At 40.4% G+C, this 14,320-nt stretch carries 18 protein-coding genes; all 18 read left to right on the top strand.

From position 1 onward, the window contains the following. The first annotated feature begins 24 nt into the window (after window positions 1-24). Complete coding sequence (hslV, locus tag GN217_RS04480) at window positions 25-570, top strand: ATP-dependent protease subunit HslV (RefSeq protein ID WP_156855464.1); 546 nt, start codon at window positions 25-27, stop codon at window positions 568-570. Window positions 571-589: 19 nt separating this feature from the next. Then, on the top strand, window positions 590-1,984 hold the full coding sequence (gene hslU, locus GN217_RS04475; protein ID WP_156855463.1) for an ATP-dependent protease ATPase subunit HslU: 1,395 nt from the start codon (window positions 590-592) through the stop codon (window positions 1,982-1,984). A gap of 26 nt (window positions 1,985-2,010) precedes the next feature. Further along, entirely contained in the window at window positions 2,011-2,790 is a 780-nt protein-coding gene (gene codY, locus GN217_RS04470; protein WP_156855462.1) for a GTP-sensing pleiotropic transcriptional regulator CodY, read from the top strand. 657 nt (window positions 2,791-3,447) lie between these two features. Continuing rightward, window positions 3,448-3,843 carry a flagellar basal body rod protein FlgB gene (gene flgB, locus GN217_RS04465; protein ID WP_156855461.1) on the top strand — a complete coding sequence of 132 codons (396 nt, stop codon included), beginning with the start codon at window positions 3,448-3,450 and terminating at the stop codon, window positions 3,841-3,843. A gap of 2 nt (window positions 3,844-3,845) precedes the next feature. Continuing rightward, complete coding sequence (gene flgC, locus GN217_RS04460; RefSeq protein ID WP_156855460.1) at window positions 3,846-4,298, top strand: flagellar basal body rod protein FlgC; 453 nt, start codon at window positions 3,846-3,848, stop codon at window positions 4,296-4,298. Window positions 4,299-4,342: 44 nt separating this feature from the next. Then, the gene (gene fliE, locus GN217_RS04455; RefSeq protein WP_232334330.1) at window positions 4,343-4,618 is read left to right on the top strand and encodes a flagellar hook-basal body complex protein FliE; all 276 of its coding nucleotides are present in this window, start codon (window positions 4,343-4,345) and stop codon (window positions 4,616-4,618) included. Window positions 4,619-4,691: 73 nt separating this feature from the next. Continuing rightward, the gene (gene fliF, locus GN217_RS04450; RefSeq protein WP_156855458.1) at window positions 4,692-6,299 is read left to right on the top strand and encodes a flagellar basal-body MS-ring/collar protein FliF; all 1,608 of its coding nucleotides are present in this window, start codon (window positions 4,692-4,694) and stop codon (window positions 6,297-6,299) included. Window positions 6,300-6,312: 13 nt separating this feature from the next. Then, window positions 6,313-7,320 (top strand): flagellar motor switch protein FliG, encoded by a 1,008-nt coding sequence (fliG, locus tag GN217_RS04445; RefSeq protein ID WP_156855457.1) that lies wholly within the window; start codon window positions 6,313-6,315, stop codon window positions 7,318-7,320. A 4-nt stretch (window positions 7,321-7,324) separates the two neighbouring features. Further along, the gene (gene fliH, locus GN217_RS04440; RefSeq protein WP_198042593.1) at window positions 7,325-8,062 is read left to right on the top strand and encodes a flagellar assembly protein FliH; all 738 of its coding nucleotides are present in this window, start codon (window positions 7,325-7,327) and stop codon (window positions 8,060-8,062) included. After that, entirely contained in the window at window positions 8,062-9,381 is a 1,320-nt protein-coding gene (gene fliI, locus GN217_RS04435) for a flagellar protein export ATPase FliI (RefSeq protein ID WP_198042592.1), read from the top strand. The genes fliH and fliI overlap by 1 nt, the downstream gene beginning before the upstream one ends. Continuing rightward, a complete protein-coding gene (gene fliJ, locus GN217_RS04430; protein ID WP_156855455.1) occupies window positions 9,381-9,824 on the top strand; it encodes a flagellar export protein FliJ in 444 nt (147 codons plus the stop codon). Before fliI ends, fliJ begins: the two co-directional genes overlap by 1 nt. A gap of 21 nt (window positions 9,825-9,845) precedes the next feature. Then, complete coding sequence (locus tag GN217_RS04425; protein WP_198042591.1) at window positions 9,846-10,427, top strand: magnesium transporter MgtE N-terminal domain-containing protein; 582 nt, start codon at window positions 9,846-9,848, stop codon at window positions 10,425-10,427. A gap of 14 nt (window positions 10,428-10,441) precedes the next feature. Continuing rightward, window positions 10,442-11,893, top strand: a complete 1,452-nt coding sequence (locus GN217_RS04420) for a flagellar hook-length control protein FliK (protein ID WP_198042590.1) — start codon at window positions 10,442-10,444, stop codon at window positions 11,891-11,893. Window positions 11,894-11,901: 8 nt separating this feature from the next. After that, complete coding sequence (gene flgD, locus GN217_RS04415) at window positions 11,902-12,351, top strand: flagellar hook assembly protein FlgD (RefSeq protein ID WP_156855452.1); 450 nt, start codon at window positions 11,902-11,904, stop codon at window positions 12,349-12,351. Window positions 12,352-12,378: 27 nt separating this feature from the next. Further along, window positions 12,379-12,750, top strand: coding sequence for a TIGR02530 family flagellar biosynthesis protein (locus GN217_RS04410; RefSeq protein ID WP_156855451.1), 372 nt, complete (start codon window positions 12,379-12,381; stop codon window positions 12,748-12,750). An 85-nt stretch (window positions 12,751-12,835) separates the two neighbouring features. Further along, the gene (gene flgG, locus GN217_RS04405; protein WP_156855450.1) at window positions 12,836-13,630 is read left to right on the top strand and encodes a flagellar basal body rod protein FlgG; all 795 of its coding nucleotides are present in this window, start codon (window positions 12,836-12,838) and stop codon (window positions 13,628-13,630) included. A 51-nt stretch (window positions 13,631-13,681) separates the two neighbouring features. Continuing rightward, entirely contained in the window at window positions 13,682-13,900 is a 219-nt protein-coding gene (locus GN217_RS04400; protein WP_156855449.1) for a flagellar FlbD family protein, read from the top strand. Then, a complete protein-coding gene (locus GN217_RS04395; RefSeq protein ID WP_156855448.1) occupies window positions 13,893-14,309 on the top strand; it encodes a flagellar basal body-associated FliL family protein in 417 nt (138 codons plus the stop codon). The genes GN217_RS04400 and GN217_RS04395 overlap by 8 nt, the downstream gene beginning before the upstream one ends. Window positions 14,310-14,320: the final 11 nt, after the last annotated feature.

Here is a 14,320-nt window from a genome sequence, read left to right as displayed (position 1 = left end):
TAATCGGGACGCGAGGTGAAGAAGATGTCAAATGAGATGCATGCTACAACCATTTTTGCCATTCAACATAATGGAAGTTGTGCGATATGTGGAGACGGTCAGGTTACACTAGGAAATGCAGTAATTATGAAACACCGGGCGAAAAAGATCCGTAAATTATATAATGAGCAAGTATTGGCTGGATTTGCAGGTTCAGTAGCGGATGCTTTCACCCTTTTTGAAAAATTCGAGAGCTATTTGAATGCATATAACGGTAATTTAACCCGAGCAGCTGTCGAACTTGCTAAAGAGTGGCGCAGTGACCGGGTCCTCCGGAAGTTAGAAGCCATGCTGATTGTTATGAATAAAGAAAGTATGTACCTTGTATCAGGAACAGGAGAAGTAATTGAGCCCGACGATGGGATTCTTGCAATCGGTTCAGGAGGAAACTATGCATTAAGTGCTGGTAGAGCTCTTGTGAGACACTCGAATAGTTTGTCTGCTGAACAAATAGCGAGAACTGCTCTTGAGGTGGCTGGAGAAATTGATGTATATACGAATGACCAACTCACCTTAGAGGTACTCAATTAATAGGAGGTATTTCCAAAGTATGGGAATGGAGCTTACTCCAAGACAAATTGTTGAACAATTGGATAAATACGTTATCGGGCAAAAGAGTGCAAAACGATCTGTTGCCGTTGCCCTCCGGAATCGTTATCGACGCATGCAACTGGACGATACGATTAAAGAAGAAATTGTGCCGAAGAATATTTTAATGATCGGCCCTACTGGTGTAGGTAAAACCGAAATTGCCCGCAGGCTTGCGAAAATGGTAAAAGCGCCTTTCATTAAAGTTGAAGCAACGAAATTCACAGAAGTCGGTTACGTCGGTAGAGATGTGGAATCGATGGTTCGGGATCTCGTTGAAATGTCCGTCCGCATGGTGAAAGAAGAAAAGCTTGTGAATGTGCAAGAAGCGGCCGAGAAGGAAGCGAATAAACGATTGGTTAATTTGCTCGTTCCGCAAACTGAGAAACAGACACAGATGAAGAATCCTTTTGAAATGCTTTTCACAAACCAATCAGCAAGCGATGATGTGGGTACAGATGATCCTAAAGACGCAGAAATCAGGAATAAGCGTGAGCAAGTTGAACGAATGCTTGCCCTTGGAGAAATGGAAGACAAAATCGTTACGGTAGAAATTGTTGAGACACCACCTTCCATGTTTGATATGCTGCAAGGTTCGGGCATGGAGCAAATGGGGATGAATATGCAAGATGCCCTCGGACAATTTATGCCAACGAAAAAGAAGAAGCGTAAACTGCCGGTCCGTGAAGCAAGGGAAGTGCTAACGCAACAAGAAGCACAGAAACTTGTCGATATGGAAGAGGTTGCTCAGGAAGCAACAAAGCGTGCAGAACAGACTGGAATTATCTTTATCGATGAAATCGATAAAGTAGCTGGTGGCGGGAGTGAGCAAGCAAACGTCTCCCGAGAAGGTGTCCAGCGGGATATCTTACCGATAGTTGAAGGATCCACAGTCGTTACAAAACATGGCCCAGTTAAAACAGACCATATTTTATTCATTGCTGCAGGTGCCTTCCATATGTCGAAACCATCTGATTTAATTCCCGAACTTCAGGGGAGATTCCCGATTCGGGTGGAATTGGAGAAGCTATCAGTAGAAGATTTCAAGCAGATACTGACAGACCCTTCAAATGCGCTGACAAAGCAGTATGAAGCATTATTACAAACGGAAGAAATCACGATAGTATTTAAAGAGGATGCCATTGAGCGTCTCGCGGAGGTTGCTTATCAAGTCAACCAAGATACTGATAATATCGGGGCACGGAGACTTCATACTATTCTTGAGAAGTTATTAGAAGATTTATTGTTTGAAGCTCCAGATATTACAATGGAAACAATTGAAATAACTTCGGCGTATGTCGATCAAAAATTAGGCAATATTGTAAAGAACAAAGACTTAAGTCAATTCATCTTATAAAATAAAACACAAATGGAGGATTTCTAATGAAACTATTAGACAGAGCAAGAAAAATTAATGCAATGTTACAAAAAACAGCAGGTAAATCAGTGAACTTCAATGAGATGTCCGCTACATTACGTGACGTAATTGGTGGCAACATCTATATCGTAAGCAGAAGAGGGAAACTTCTTGGGGTTGCGGTAAGTCAAGAGATTGAAAATGAACGTATGAAGCAAATGCTAGAGGAAAGACGTTTTCCTGAAGATTATACACAAGGTTTATATAATGTTTATGAAACAACAGCAAACCTTGACATTAACAGTCCGCAAACCGTGTTCCCTGAAGAGAACAAAGAGCTCTTTAAAGATGGGCTGACAACAATTGTCCCAATTCTTGGTGGGGGAGAGCGCCTTGGAACATTGATTCTCGGACGTGTAGAAAATGCTTTCAATGATGACGATTTACTTTTGGCTGAATATGGTGCAACAGTTGTCGGAATGGAAATTCTCCAGGAGAAATCCGAAGAAATTGAAATGGAAGCAAGAAGTAAAGCTGTTGTTCAAATGGCTATCAGCTCCCTTTCTTATAGTGAGCTAGAAGCGATCGACCATATCTTTGAAGAATTGAACGGTAATGAAGGTCTACTCGTTGCAAGTAAAATTGCCGACCGTGTAGGTATTACTCGTTCAGTGATTGTGAACGCACTCCGTAAGTTGGAAAGTGCTGGAGTAATCGAGTCTCGTTCATTAGGTATGAAAGGAACATATATTAAAGTTTTAAATGATAAATTCTTAGTCGAACTTGAGAAATTACGCTCCAGATAAGTTGATGTTAAAATCAATGCTCAAAGGCGCAAGCGCCCGTTCAGCAACGTACAAACTGGAGCACTCCGGAATGAGATGAAGGAAACATGCCCCTTTAGGGGTATGTCGCTGTTGGGCTTTAGCCCGTATTTAAGCGGCCCTCCTTTAGTTCTGAGTTGATGTTGACTTATCGATTGAAGGAGTGTGAAGTTTGATAGTTGCTGGGCGCTGGAGCCGGACGTGGCTAGCCCTGGATACCTAAGTATCACAGCATTTTGATTTTATGGTTTCTTATACATAAACAAATGGAAAACATGAAGGAATTGTTTTCCATTTGTTTATTTTTTGTCAAATTTACTTATAGGTACATAAAGGTTTTAATTCGTTTCAACTAAATCTTTTGACACATGTATAAAGAACTGTGTTATAATAAGTTGTCGAACTTTGATTGGATTTCTATGCAAAAAAACGAATTTATTTATCTGATTTCTGTCGAATGTCGGTATAAATCAAGTAAAAAAATACTTTAGTTCTAGTTCTTTATAACTATTTTGTCGAATTGTGTTAGAAAAACATGAAAAAGATAGACATTCTATAGGAATTAAATTACAATATGCGTAGTAGTAATTTATTAGTTGACCGAACCAATAGCAAATTGGACATAGGAGGAAAAATCGTATGGATTTATTTGGCGGAACCATTTCGAATTTGGAAAGTTCGCTAGATTATGCTTCAGCTAGAAACCGGACGATTTCCAACAACATCGCAAATGCGGACACCCCTGGTTATAAGTCGCAGGACGTTGTTTTTAAACATGTGCTTCGTGATGAAATGAACAGCCAAATTCAAGCGAAACGAACACACCCACGGCATATTCCGTTTTCTAGTTCAAAAGGACCGAATCACCAAATGGTTACCAATAAAAACACAATGTATCAGCATAACGGGAACAATGTGGATATTGACAAAGAAATGACGGAACTTGCAAAAAACCAAATCTATTATAATGGTTTGATCGATCGGATCAACGGAAAGTTTGGCAGCTTGCAAACAGTTATAAGAGGAGGTAATTAAAGTTGTCGATCTTCCATAGCATTAATACGAGCGGCAGTGCATTAACTGCTCAGCGTCTTAGAATGGATGTTGTTTCATCAAATATCGCAAACAGCGAATCGACCAGATCCAGAGTGGATGAAAATGGTGAGTGGGAACCGTATCGCAGGAAGATGGTTTCCTTTCAAAATGAAGGAGCAAGCTTCCGTTCCCATCTACAGGCTGCAAATAATAAAGCGAATGGTACAGAAGGAGTGCGAGCTTCCGTAATTACAGAAGACGAAACACCTTTTAAGATGGTTTTTAATCCAAATCACCCAGATGCTGATGAAGCAGGCTACGTAGCAATGCCAAATGTAGATCCATTGCAAGAAATGGTTGATCTTATGAGTGCCACTAGGTCTTACGAAGCGAACATAACCGCTTTGAATGCAAGTAAAGGACTACTAATGAAAGCACTCGAAATTGGAAAATAGAAGTGTAAGGAGCAGGTAATATGAATATTCAGCTCAATCCCCATATGAAAGTACAACCGGACATGGCAGTGAATAATCGGGCCACTCCGGCGGAAGCCCAAGCAAATTTTGCAAACACGTTAAAAGGTGCTATCGAGAATTTGAATGAATTGCAAGTTGAATCCGATAGAATGACAGATAAACTCGCTTCAGGAGAAGTACAAGATTTGCATCAAGTCATGATAACCGCCCAAAAAGCGAGCATCACACTTGAGACGACGGTAAAATTACAGCAAAAAGCAATTGATGCCTATAACGAAATAATGCGGATGCAAATATAATGTAAAACGACTATCGAAGAATATACATAGTATGTAACTATTTGATAAGCAGTGTATAGTGGTGGAGGATTTTATGAAGGAAAAGTTATTGAAATGGAAAGAGTCATTTACAGCGTTTTGGAGAAATCGTTCAAAACAGCAAATGATATACATTGGATCGGCCGCAGGCATCCTTATCGTTATTATCGGCATCTCTTTTTACATGTTTAGCTCGAATGAAAGATTTGTGCCATTATATTCTAATTTATCCATTCAGGAAACGAGTCAAATAAAAGCTGAACTTGATACAAGAAGTGTGCCTTATGAGTTAAAGGATAGCGGTACGACCATAACCGTGCCTGAAGACCGAGTAGATACATTACTTGTTGAACTTGCCGGACAAGGGCTACCGAGTAGTGGGAATATTGATTATTCTTTCTTCAGTGAGAACTCATCTTTCGGGACTACAGATAATGAGTTTAATATGATGAAACTAGATGCGATGCAAACGGAATTAGCGAATTTAATTACAAGTATAGATGGCATCCAAAGTGCAGAAGTAATGATTAATCTGCCGGAACAGACTGTATTTGTTGGCGAGGATACAGGGGAAACAACTGCAGCGATTGTGCTCGAAACGCAACCAGGCTATCAGTTTGAAGAACATCAGATTCGTGCCCTTTATCATTTAGTATCAAATGCAGTTCCGAATTTATCAAAAGAAAATATTGGGATCATGAATCAGTATTTTGAGTACTATGACCTTGAAAACAATTCCCAATATGCAGTTCAAAATGCCCACGATTATCAACAAACCGTAAAAAAAGAAGTGGAGCGTGATGTCCAGCGTAGGCTGCAGCAGATGTTAGGGGCAATGGTTGGGCTTAATAACGTGATTGTGTCGGTTACCGCAGATATCGACTTCACACAGGAAAACCGGGTAGAAGAATTAGTTGAACCGGTTGATATTGAAAACATGGAAGGTCTTCCGGTGAGTTTAGAAACTATTCAGGAATCCTATACGGGAGACGCGGGTGAAGGTGGTGTCCCTGGAAGTGGCGAGAATGATGTGACAAACTACCCAGGTGCAGTAGCTGGAGAAGGTGGAGATTATGAGTTTGATAAGGAAGCAATCAATTATGAGTTTAATCGAATTCGTAAAGAAATTGTGGAAAGTCCCTATAAAATTCGTGACCTCGGTATTCAAGTTGCAGTCGACCGCGTGAAAGAAGGAGATGAAGAGAATCCGCAATTTCTGACGCAACAGGAGCAAAATGCGGTAGAAGAAGGAATATCATCGATTCTTGCCTCCATTCTCAACACGTCAATCGACACAGAAGACGGCGAGGTAGACCCAGAGGATAAATTCTCCATTGTCTTTCAGGAATTCTCGGGTAATCCCATTATAGAAGAAGCGGAAAGTGCCGCTATTCCTACTTGGGTTTATATTGTTGCGGGAATTTTATTCTTACTCATTCTGGTGTTAGTCGGATTGCTAATACGGAATAGACGAGCATCTGAGCCAGAATCAGTAGAAGTAGAAGAAGAAGCTCCGCGTAGAGAAGTTACGCAAAAGGTTCCTGATTTACCCGAACAAGATGAATCAGAATCAGTTGTTCGCAGGAAGCAATTAGAGAAGATAGCCGAGGAAAAACCGGAAGACTTTGCTAAATTATTAAGAAGCTGGATTGGCGAGGATTAGGAGGAAAGTGTTCATGGCAAGACAGAAACTTACCGGGAAACAAAAAGCGGCGATTCTATTAATCTCGTTAGGTCCCGATGTTTCCGCTCAAGTTTATAAACATTTAACGGAAGAAGAAATCGAGAAGCTAAGCTTAGAGATTTCTTCCGTTAAACGGGTGGATTCGGAAATGAAAGAAGAAGTTATTGAACAATTTCATCAAATAGTAATCGCTCAGGATTATATTACGCAGGGTGGTATCGGTTATGCGAAAACGGTTCTTGAAAAAGCTTTTGGTAAGCAGGAGGCTACTTCTATTATCAATCGCCTTACCTCATCCTTACAGGTAAGGCCTTTTGATTTTGCTAGAAAGGCGGATCCCCAGCAAGTGCTTAACTTTATTCAAAATGAACACCCTCAGACAATTGCATTAGTGCTGTCTTACCTAGAACCGGAACAATCGGGGCAAATTCTTTCCGAACTGCCACAAGACGTACAGGCAGATGTCGCAAGAAGAATCGCAACGATGGATTCCACTTCGCCTGAGATCATTGCTCAAGTAGAGCGTGTGCTAGAGAATAATCTATCGGCATCATTAACAGAGGATTATACACAAACGGGTGGCATCCAAGCAGTAGTAGAAGTGCTGAATGGGGTTGATCGTAGTACAGAACGAACTATTCTCGACACTCTAGAAGCACAAGATCCAGAGCTTGCTGACGAGATTAAAAAACGTATGTTTGTCTTTGAAGATATCGTTATTCTGGATAACCGGGCAATTCAGCGTGTTATCCGAGAAGTCGAAAATGATGACCTCCGTCTTGCACTGAAGGTTGCAAGTGAGGAAGTGAAAGGTGTTATTTTCACTAACATGTCTGAACGGATGGCGGAGACCTTTAAAGAGGAAATGGAATATATGGGACCAGTTCGTTTACGTGATGTGGAAGAAGCCCAAATGCGAATCGTTGCAACAATCCGCAGACTAGAAGATATTGGTGAAATTGTTATCGCGAGAGGTGGGGGTGACGACATCATTGTCTAGAGCGATGGAATCAAATGAACTTCCAAAACGAGAAATTAAAGTTAAGCCGATTGAATATATGAGAAAACAGTCGTCAGAAAAAGAATCAGAAGAAGCAGCCGAAAACGTGTTAGCGTATCTTCAACAAGCAGAAGAAGAGCTAGAACAAATAGAGCAACGGAAGGCAACGATGCTTGCCGAAGTACAGACGGAAATCAGCAAAGCGCGGGAAAACTGGGAAGAAGAAAAAGCTGTACTCATGGAAACTGCCGAGAAGGCTGGGTACGAAGCTGGTTTCCAAGCGGGAAAGAAAGCAAGCATAGAACAGTACGAATCTCTACTAGCTAAGGCCAACAGCATTGTCGACCTTGTTAAAGTTGACTATCAAAAGACTTTAGAGCAGACAGAATATGTCATTACCGACATTGCTATTCATACAGCAGAAAAAATTCTTGGTGAAAAACTGAACGAATCACCTGAAAAGTTCTTAGAAATTGTCAGACTGGCATTAAAGGAAATCAACGATCAATCCGTTGTATCCATCTATCTTCATCCTAATAATTATGAAACTGTGTTGGCGCAAAAGACTGAACTGAAGCGGATGCTAGAGAAAGATACGAAACTATCTCTATACATAGATGAAGAGTTACCGGAAAATAGTTGCATCATCGAACATCCTTTTGGGCAAATCGATGCATCCATCGACACCCAGCTCGAAGCAATCCGCAACGTTTTAAAAGAATTAGTAATGGAGCATGAATAATGATAGTAGAAGACTATATTCAAGCGATTGAAAATGCTGATCCTTATAAACGCTATGGTAAAGTTTCGCGTGTTGTTGGAATAATGATTGAATCACTCGGACCTGAAGCAAACATAGGAGAGGTCTGCTATATTCATTCTGCGACAAAGAAACGGAACCCGATACTAGCGGAGGTAGTAGGATTTAATAACGAGAATATTATCCTCATGCCATACAGTGAAGTGACGGAGATTGGTCCGGGATGTTTAGTCGAATCGACCGGAAAACCTTTAACGATTAAAGTGGGTAGAGGGTTGATAGGTACGGTGGTAGATTCGCTCGGTAACCCGCTTGATGGCTCTCCGTTACCTAAGGGATTGTCCAGTTATTTGACGGAACAAGCGCCACCAAACCCACTAGAAAGACCGCCGATTCATGAGGCGAATCAAGTCGGTGTTAAAGTTATTGATGCCCTGCTTACTATGGGGAAAGGTCAACGTGTCGGTTTATTCGCAGGAAGTGGTGTGGGAAAAAGTACTTTACTAGGCATGATTGCTAGAAACAGTAATGCAGATATTAATGTCATTGCATTAATCGGAGAGCGGGGCAGAGAAGTGCGAGAATTTATCGAAAAAGATTTAGGCCCAGAAGGTTTGGCAAAATCTATCGTAGTTGTCGCCACATCTGACCAGCCTGCACTTATGCGAATTAAGGGTGCTTATACCGCTACCGCTATTAGTGAATATTTTCGGGAACTTGGTTTTCAAGTTAATTTACTAATGGATTCTGTTACCCGTGTTGCCATGGCGCAACGGGAAATTGGTCTTGCCGTCGGTGAACCGCCGACTACGAAAGGATATACCCCGTCTGTGTTTTCCATCTTGCCCAAATTACTGGAACGAACAGGTACGAATGCATTAGGTGCAATTACCGCATTTTACACCGTTCTTGTCGACGGAGACGATATGAATGAACCGATCGCGGATGCTGTTCGAGGGATATTAGACGGACACTTTGTAATGGACCGGAAATTAGCGGAGCGCGGCCAATATCCCGCAATTAATGTATTGAAATCAATCAGCCGTGTCATGAACCAAATAGCAAGTCCAGAGCACAAGCAAGTGGCCAGTGAGATACGTTCTTTGATGGCGACATATGAAGAAAATAGTGAATTAATCCATATCGGAGCGTATAAGAAAGGCTCCAACCAAGAGATTGATCGTGCTATTACGTATTATCCGAAAATCCAGCATTTTTTAAAGCAAGATGTTCAGGAAGATAATACTATAGAAGAAGCGATTGATATGATGAGCCAGAGCATTAATGGAGGAATGTCCTGATGTCACAAACCGTCTCATTAACGAAATTATTGAATGTTCGAGAAAATGAGAAAAAAGTTGCACAGAAAGCATTTTTAAATTCACAGGAAGCTTTTGAAAAAGTAGCTACAAAGCTATACGAGCTTCTCAAGAAAAAGGAAATGGCAGAAGAATCCTATGATGAATTTATTCAAGATCAGACACCACTTGAACGTATTAAAGAACAGATTACGTATATTGAGAATCTGAATGATGCAATCATCCATTTGCAAAGAGAAGTACAATTTGCAAGAACTCAAATGGAACAGAAACAACAGCATTTAACAGATGCGCATATTGAAGTGAAGAAGTTCGAAAGCATTATCGAAAAACGAAAACAACAGGAAACAGACAGAAGAGCAAAGCTGGAAAAAGCGTTTATGGATGAAATTTCAATCAACCAATACTTAAGTAATCAAAAATAGGTGAATTAAATGGCCAGTAACATGAACAATGAAAGAAAGAAAATTAATCCTGTCCTATGGCTGTTATTTGCGGTCATTATTCCTCTTCTCATCATTATTGTGATTATCGTTGTCATCTTAAACTTTGCCGGATTCAGTGTTGTGGATTGGACAAAGGAGAAGGGAAGCGAGCTTCCTGTTATATCAAACTTTATAACAAGTCCAGATGAGGATGCTCTGGAAAAGGAGGCTTCCCGTTTAACGGAGGAACTGGAAACAAAGTCAGACGAACTGGAGCAGATGGAGAGTTATATAGCTGACCTTGAAGCAACGCTTGATCAAATGGAACAAGAAGCATCCCGAGAGGAAGCGATCAGTTCATCAGATGGACTTGATGAACAAGATGACGAAGACACAACAGAGGAAATAGATAAATCCTTAAGAGATATGGCAAAAACATTTGAAGAAATGAAAGCTTCAGGTGCTGCAGCCATTCTGGCTAATATGGATGAGGACCGGATTGTGCTTATACTAAGCGAGCTTCCGAACGACGCGCGAGGCGATATTTTACAAGCGATGGAAGCAGAACTTGCTGCTAAATTGGCTGCAAAAATGCTGAATTAATGAATGAACACCTCATGAAAGGGGGTGAGAAACTGGAAGCGAATATGACGTTATGGCAATGGGTCGCTTTTATGGATTATCCAACTAAAGTAGGATCATCACCTGCCGAGTCGGATGAATTACAAAATGGCTCTGATTTTACGTACATGCTTGACGAGAAACTGACAGATTTGACAAAGACGAAGCAGGAGAATCGGACTGATGAGACGTCTGTGGAACAAGATGATTTACTTGAAATGCTGCGTTCCTTTTTCACGAAGCTAGATAAAGAAGACTTATTATCTATACTTGATGAGCTGGAAGAAACCGATGGTGTCTCTTGGGATGGAATGTTAACTGTTGAGGAAAAAGCTGTTACGGAGCCTTCCACTAAGAAAACGGAAGATGACCCGCAAATAGTCAAGGAGACTGATGAAAAGGCAGATCTTGTTGAAACAATTCTAACCTTGATTCATGCATTGCCTACAGAAAAAAGGGAAGAGTTTATCGGTAAATTCACTGGGCAAATGGAGCAGGTATCTGAAACGGATTTTGCACGAATATCAGGAGATTTACCATCAAACTTAACAAACAACATATCAGTAAATCCTCCTGTTGACATGGCGGAACTAGAGAAGGAAGTCAATGAATTGTTCGTGGAAATTGAACAAAAACTCTCGCTGATTGAGACACAAGAAGATGTAGCAAAAGTCGCTCCGAAAATTCTTGAGTATTTAATGGCTTGGCAACAACTGAGTGAAAAAGCAGGTAACCAAACTGAATTATTGCCGTTTGTAAAAAGAGAAACTAATAACCAAACACCGGCAATTTGGCAGGATCTTGTAAAGCTTTATCAACAGAAGATGAATTTTCATACAAAAAGTGTATATGCACTCGAATCAAAAGTGACGAACACAGATATCATCCGGTGGATCGGTAATGCTTTCGAAATGACAGTCCACAAAGAACAGCCAGTTACAACTGCTCAGGCACAGCCTGTGCAAATGCCAATTTCACAAGTGGAGCAAATGGTTATCCATCTGCCGTCAAACTCGGATAACAATCAAGTAGGAAAAGCGTTGATAGAACAGTTCAACCGATTGATTGATTCGAAGAGCATAGTCTTCCAGCAACCAAAAGGACAGCTTGCGATCACATTAAAACCGGCTAACCTTGGAGAAATGCTCGTACGCTTTACCCAGGTTGATGGGGAAATGATTGTAAAAATCATGGTTACAACGAATGCTGCAAAGAAAATGCTTGAAGCAAACGGACAACAATTAAGGCATATGTTCGCACCGCATCAAGTTGTGATTGAAAGAAATGAGACACTCGTACAACAATCACAAGCAACTTATAAAGAAGAAGGACAAGCGGAGGGACATGAGCAAGATGATCAATCAACTTCTGATCATAAGGAAGAAAAGGATGAAAATGAAACATTTGCAAGTCTTTTTGATGAATTGATTTTAAATGAGAAAGTGTAGGTGAAGATATGTATAAAGTTGATCCATCCTTCTACTTATCCAATCAACCGAATACAAGGGAGCCTAAGCCGGATCTTGATAAAGAGGGTTTTATGAAGATTCTAATCACACAGCTTCAGCAACAGGATCCAACTGATCCGATGGATAGTAAGGAAATGGTGGCGCAAATGACACAGCTTTCTTCTTTAGAACAGATGATGAATATGTCGCGTTCCATTGAAATGCTCGTCCAAAGCCAACTCGTTTCACCTGTGATTGAATACAGTCATATGATTGGGAAGTTTGTCTCTTACGAATTGGATAATGAAGACTCGGAAGAAGAAACTGAAAATAAAATGAAAACGGGTCGAGTTGTTGGAGTCAGTCAAAAAGATGGCTGGGCAATACTTGAACTTGAAAATGGCGATAAAGTATATGCGGACGCTGTTAGAGAAGTAAGAAGTGAAGGTGAAGATTAAATAGGGATAAAGAGGATGTGAATGGTTATGGATCACCGTATACAACAAATACCGAAGCAAGCATTACATTTTCCTAAATCCATTCCGGCAAAGCAGCAGACTTCGAATGTTTCTTTTAACGATATTTTAACAGAACAGCAGAAATTGAAAGTTAGTAAACATGCTTCTGATCGAATAAAGGAAAGGAACATCGATATCCCAGAGGAACTTTGGCAAACCATAGGGGAAAAAGTGCAAGAAGCAAGACAAAAAGGTATTACTGATTCATTAGTAGTGTTGAATGAAGCAACTCTATTAGTCAGTGCAAAGAATAATACTGTTGTAACTGCGCTTGATCGGCAGGAAGCAGGTAACCGGATCTTCACAAATATTAATGGAACGATTTTAATTGATGAATAGGCTGGACCTTACAGGAAGCCCTATAAGCTATCGACTGATTGACATAGCTTAATAAAAATAATGCATATTAAAGGAGAAATTAATTATGTTACGTTCTATGTATTCAGGTATTTCAGGTATGAAAAACTTTCAAACGAAACTAGATGTTATTGGGAATAATATCGCCAACGTCAGTACTTCAGGATTTAAAAAAGGGCGGGTTACATTTCAAGAAATGATGAGTCAAACGACAGCATCCGGACAAGCGGCAACAGCAACACGGGGTGGAAAGAACGCTTCTCAAGTCGGCCTCGGTTCCCAACAAGGAACAATTGATAATATCCATACCCAAGGATTCCGTCAAACGACGAATAACCCGCTTGACCTTTCTATTCAAGGGGATGGGTATTTTGCAGTTGAAGCTAATGGAGAAACCTTTTACACAAGAGCAGGGAACTTCTATCTGGATAACCAAGGATATGTTGTGAACGCTGATGGAATGTATTTGCAGACTGTGGATGGCGAACGAATTGAAATACCAGATGATGTTCAAAGCTTCAATATATTAACAGATGGTACTGTTGAATATATTGATGCTGGAGGTGAACGGCAAAATGCTGGTCAAATTGCAATTGCTAATTTTTCGAATCCATCTGGATTAGTTAAAGATGGAAATAATTTATACAGAGAATCAGGAAGTTCTGGACCAGCAGCTCTCGTGGCGCCAGAATCAGATCAAAGTAAATCATCAATCATCAGCAACTCCCTTGAAATGTCTAACGTTGACTTAGCGGAGGAGTTTACGGAAATGATTACCGCCCAACGTGGTTTCCAGGCGAATACGAGAATTATTACGACCTCTGATGAGATTCTCCAAGAAATGGTAAATCTAAAACGATAATAAGGAGGAGGGGGATGACAAACTAATTGGTTCGTCATTCCCGCCAAATTTATGATTGAATTAAAGAAGTTAAATGGCGAGTCGTTTGCCTTAAATGTAATTCTAATTGAGCAAGTTCAAGCACTTCCAGATACGACAATCACACTAATCAACGGCAAAAAGGTAATTGTCCAAAACACAGTAGGTGAAGTACTCCACTTAATTAAAATGTTTTATAAGGAAATCGGCTTGCAGGAAGTTTACAAACAAGTAGGTGACCAAAATGAGTAGATTAGTAAAAGTTATGATCACATCTCTCGCAGTCTTATTAGTCGGAGCAATTTCCGCTTTGATTGTTGTATTGAATGTACAAGGGGCAGATGAAGAAAAAGAGCTGACGATTGATGAAGTTGTAAAATATTCTTATGAGACACCAGAAATCGTCACGGATCTGCAGGACGGGACGTTTGTCAGAATTCAATTTCAAATTGTAACAGACGGTAAAGCTGCTCATGAAGAAATAAGTTTACGAGATTTCCAACTAGTGAATATACTGATTAAGGAACTCGCTGTCATGGACGTGGAAACATTCAAAACAGGACTAGGTGATCTCGAGGCAACAATTAAAGATAGTTTGAATGAAGTAATGACAGAAGGATCGATCACCGATGTATACACAATTGATAAAATACTGCAGTAAGAACTCCTCAG

Source organism: Oceanobacillus sp. AG (assembly GCF_009746545.1).
GTDB classification, from domain to species: Bacteria; Bacillota; Bacilli; order Bacillales; family Amphibacillaceae; genus Oceanobacillus; species Oceanobacillus indicireducens.
The sequence above is the reverse complement of the archived record's forward strand: the minus strand, read 5'-3'. Positions and strand labels throughout refer to the sequence as shown.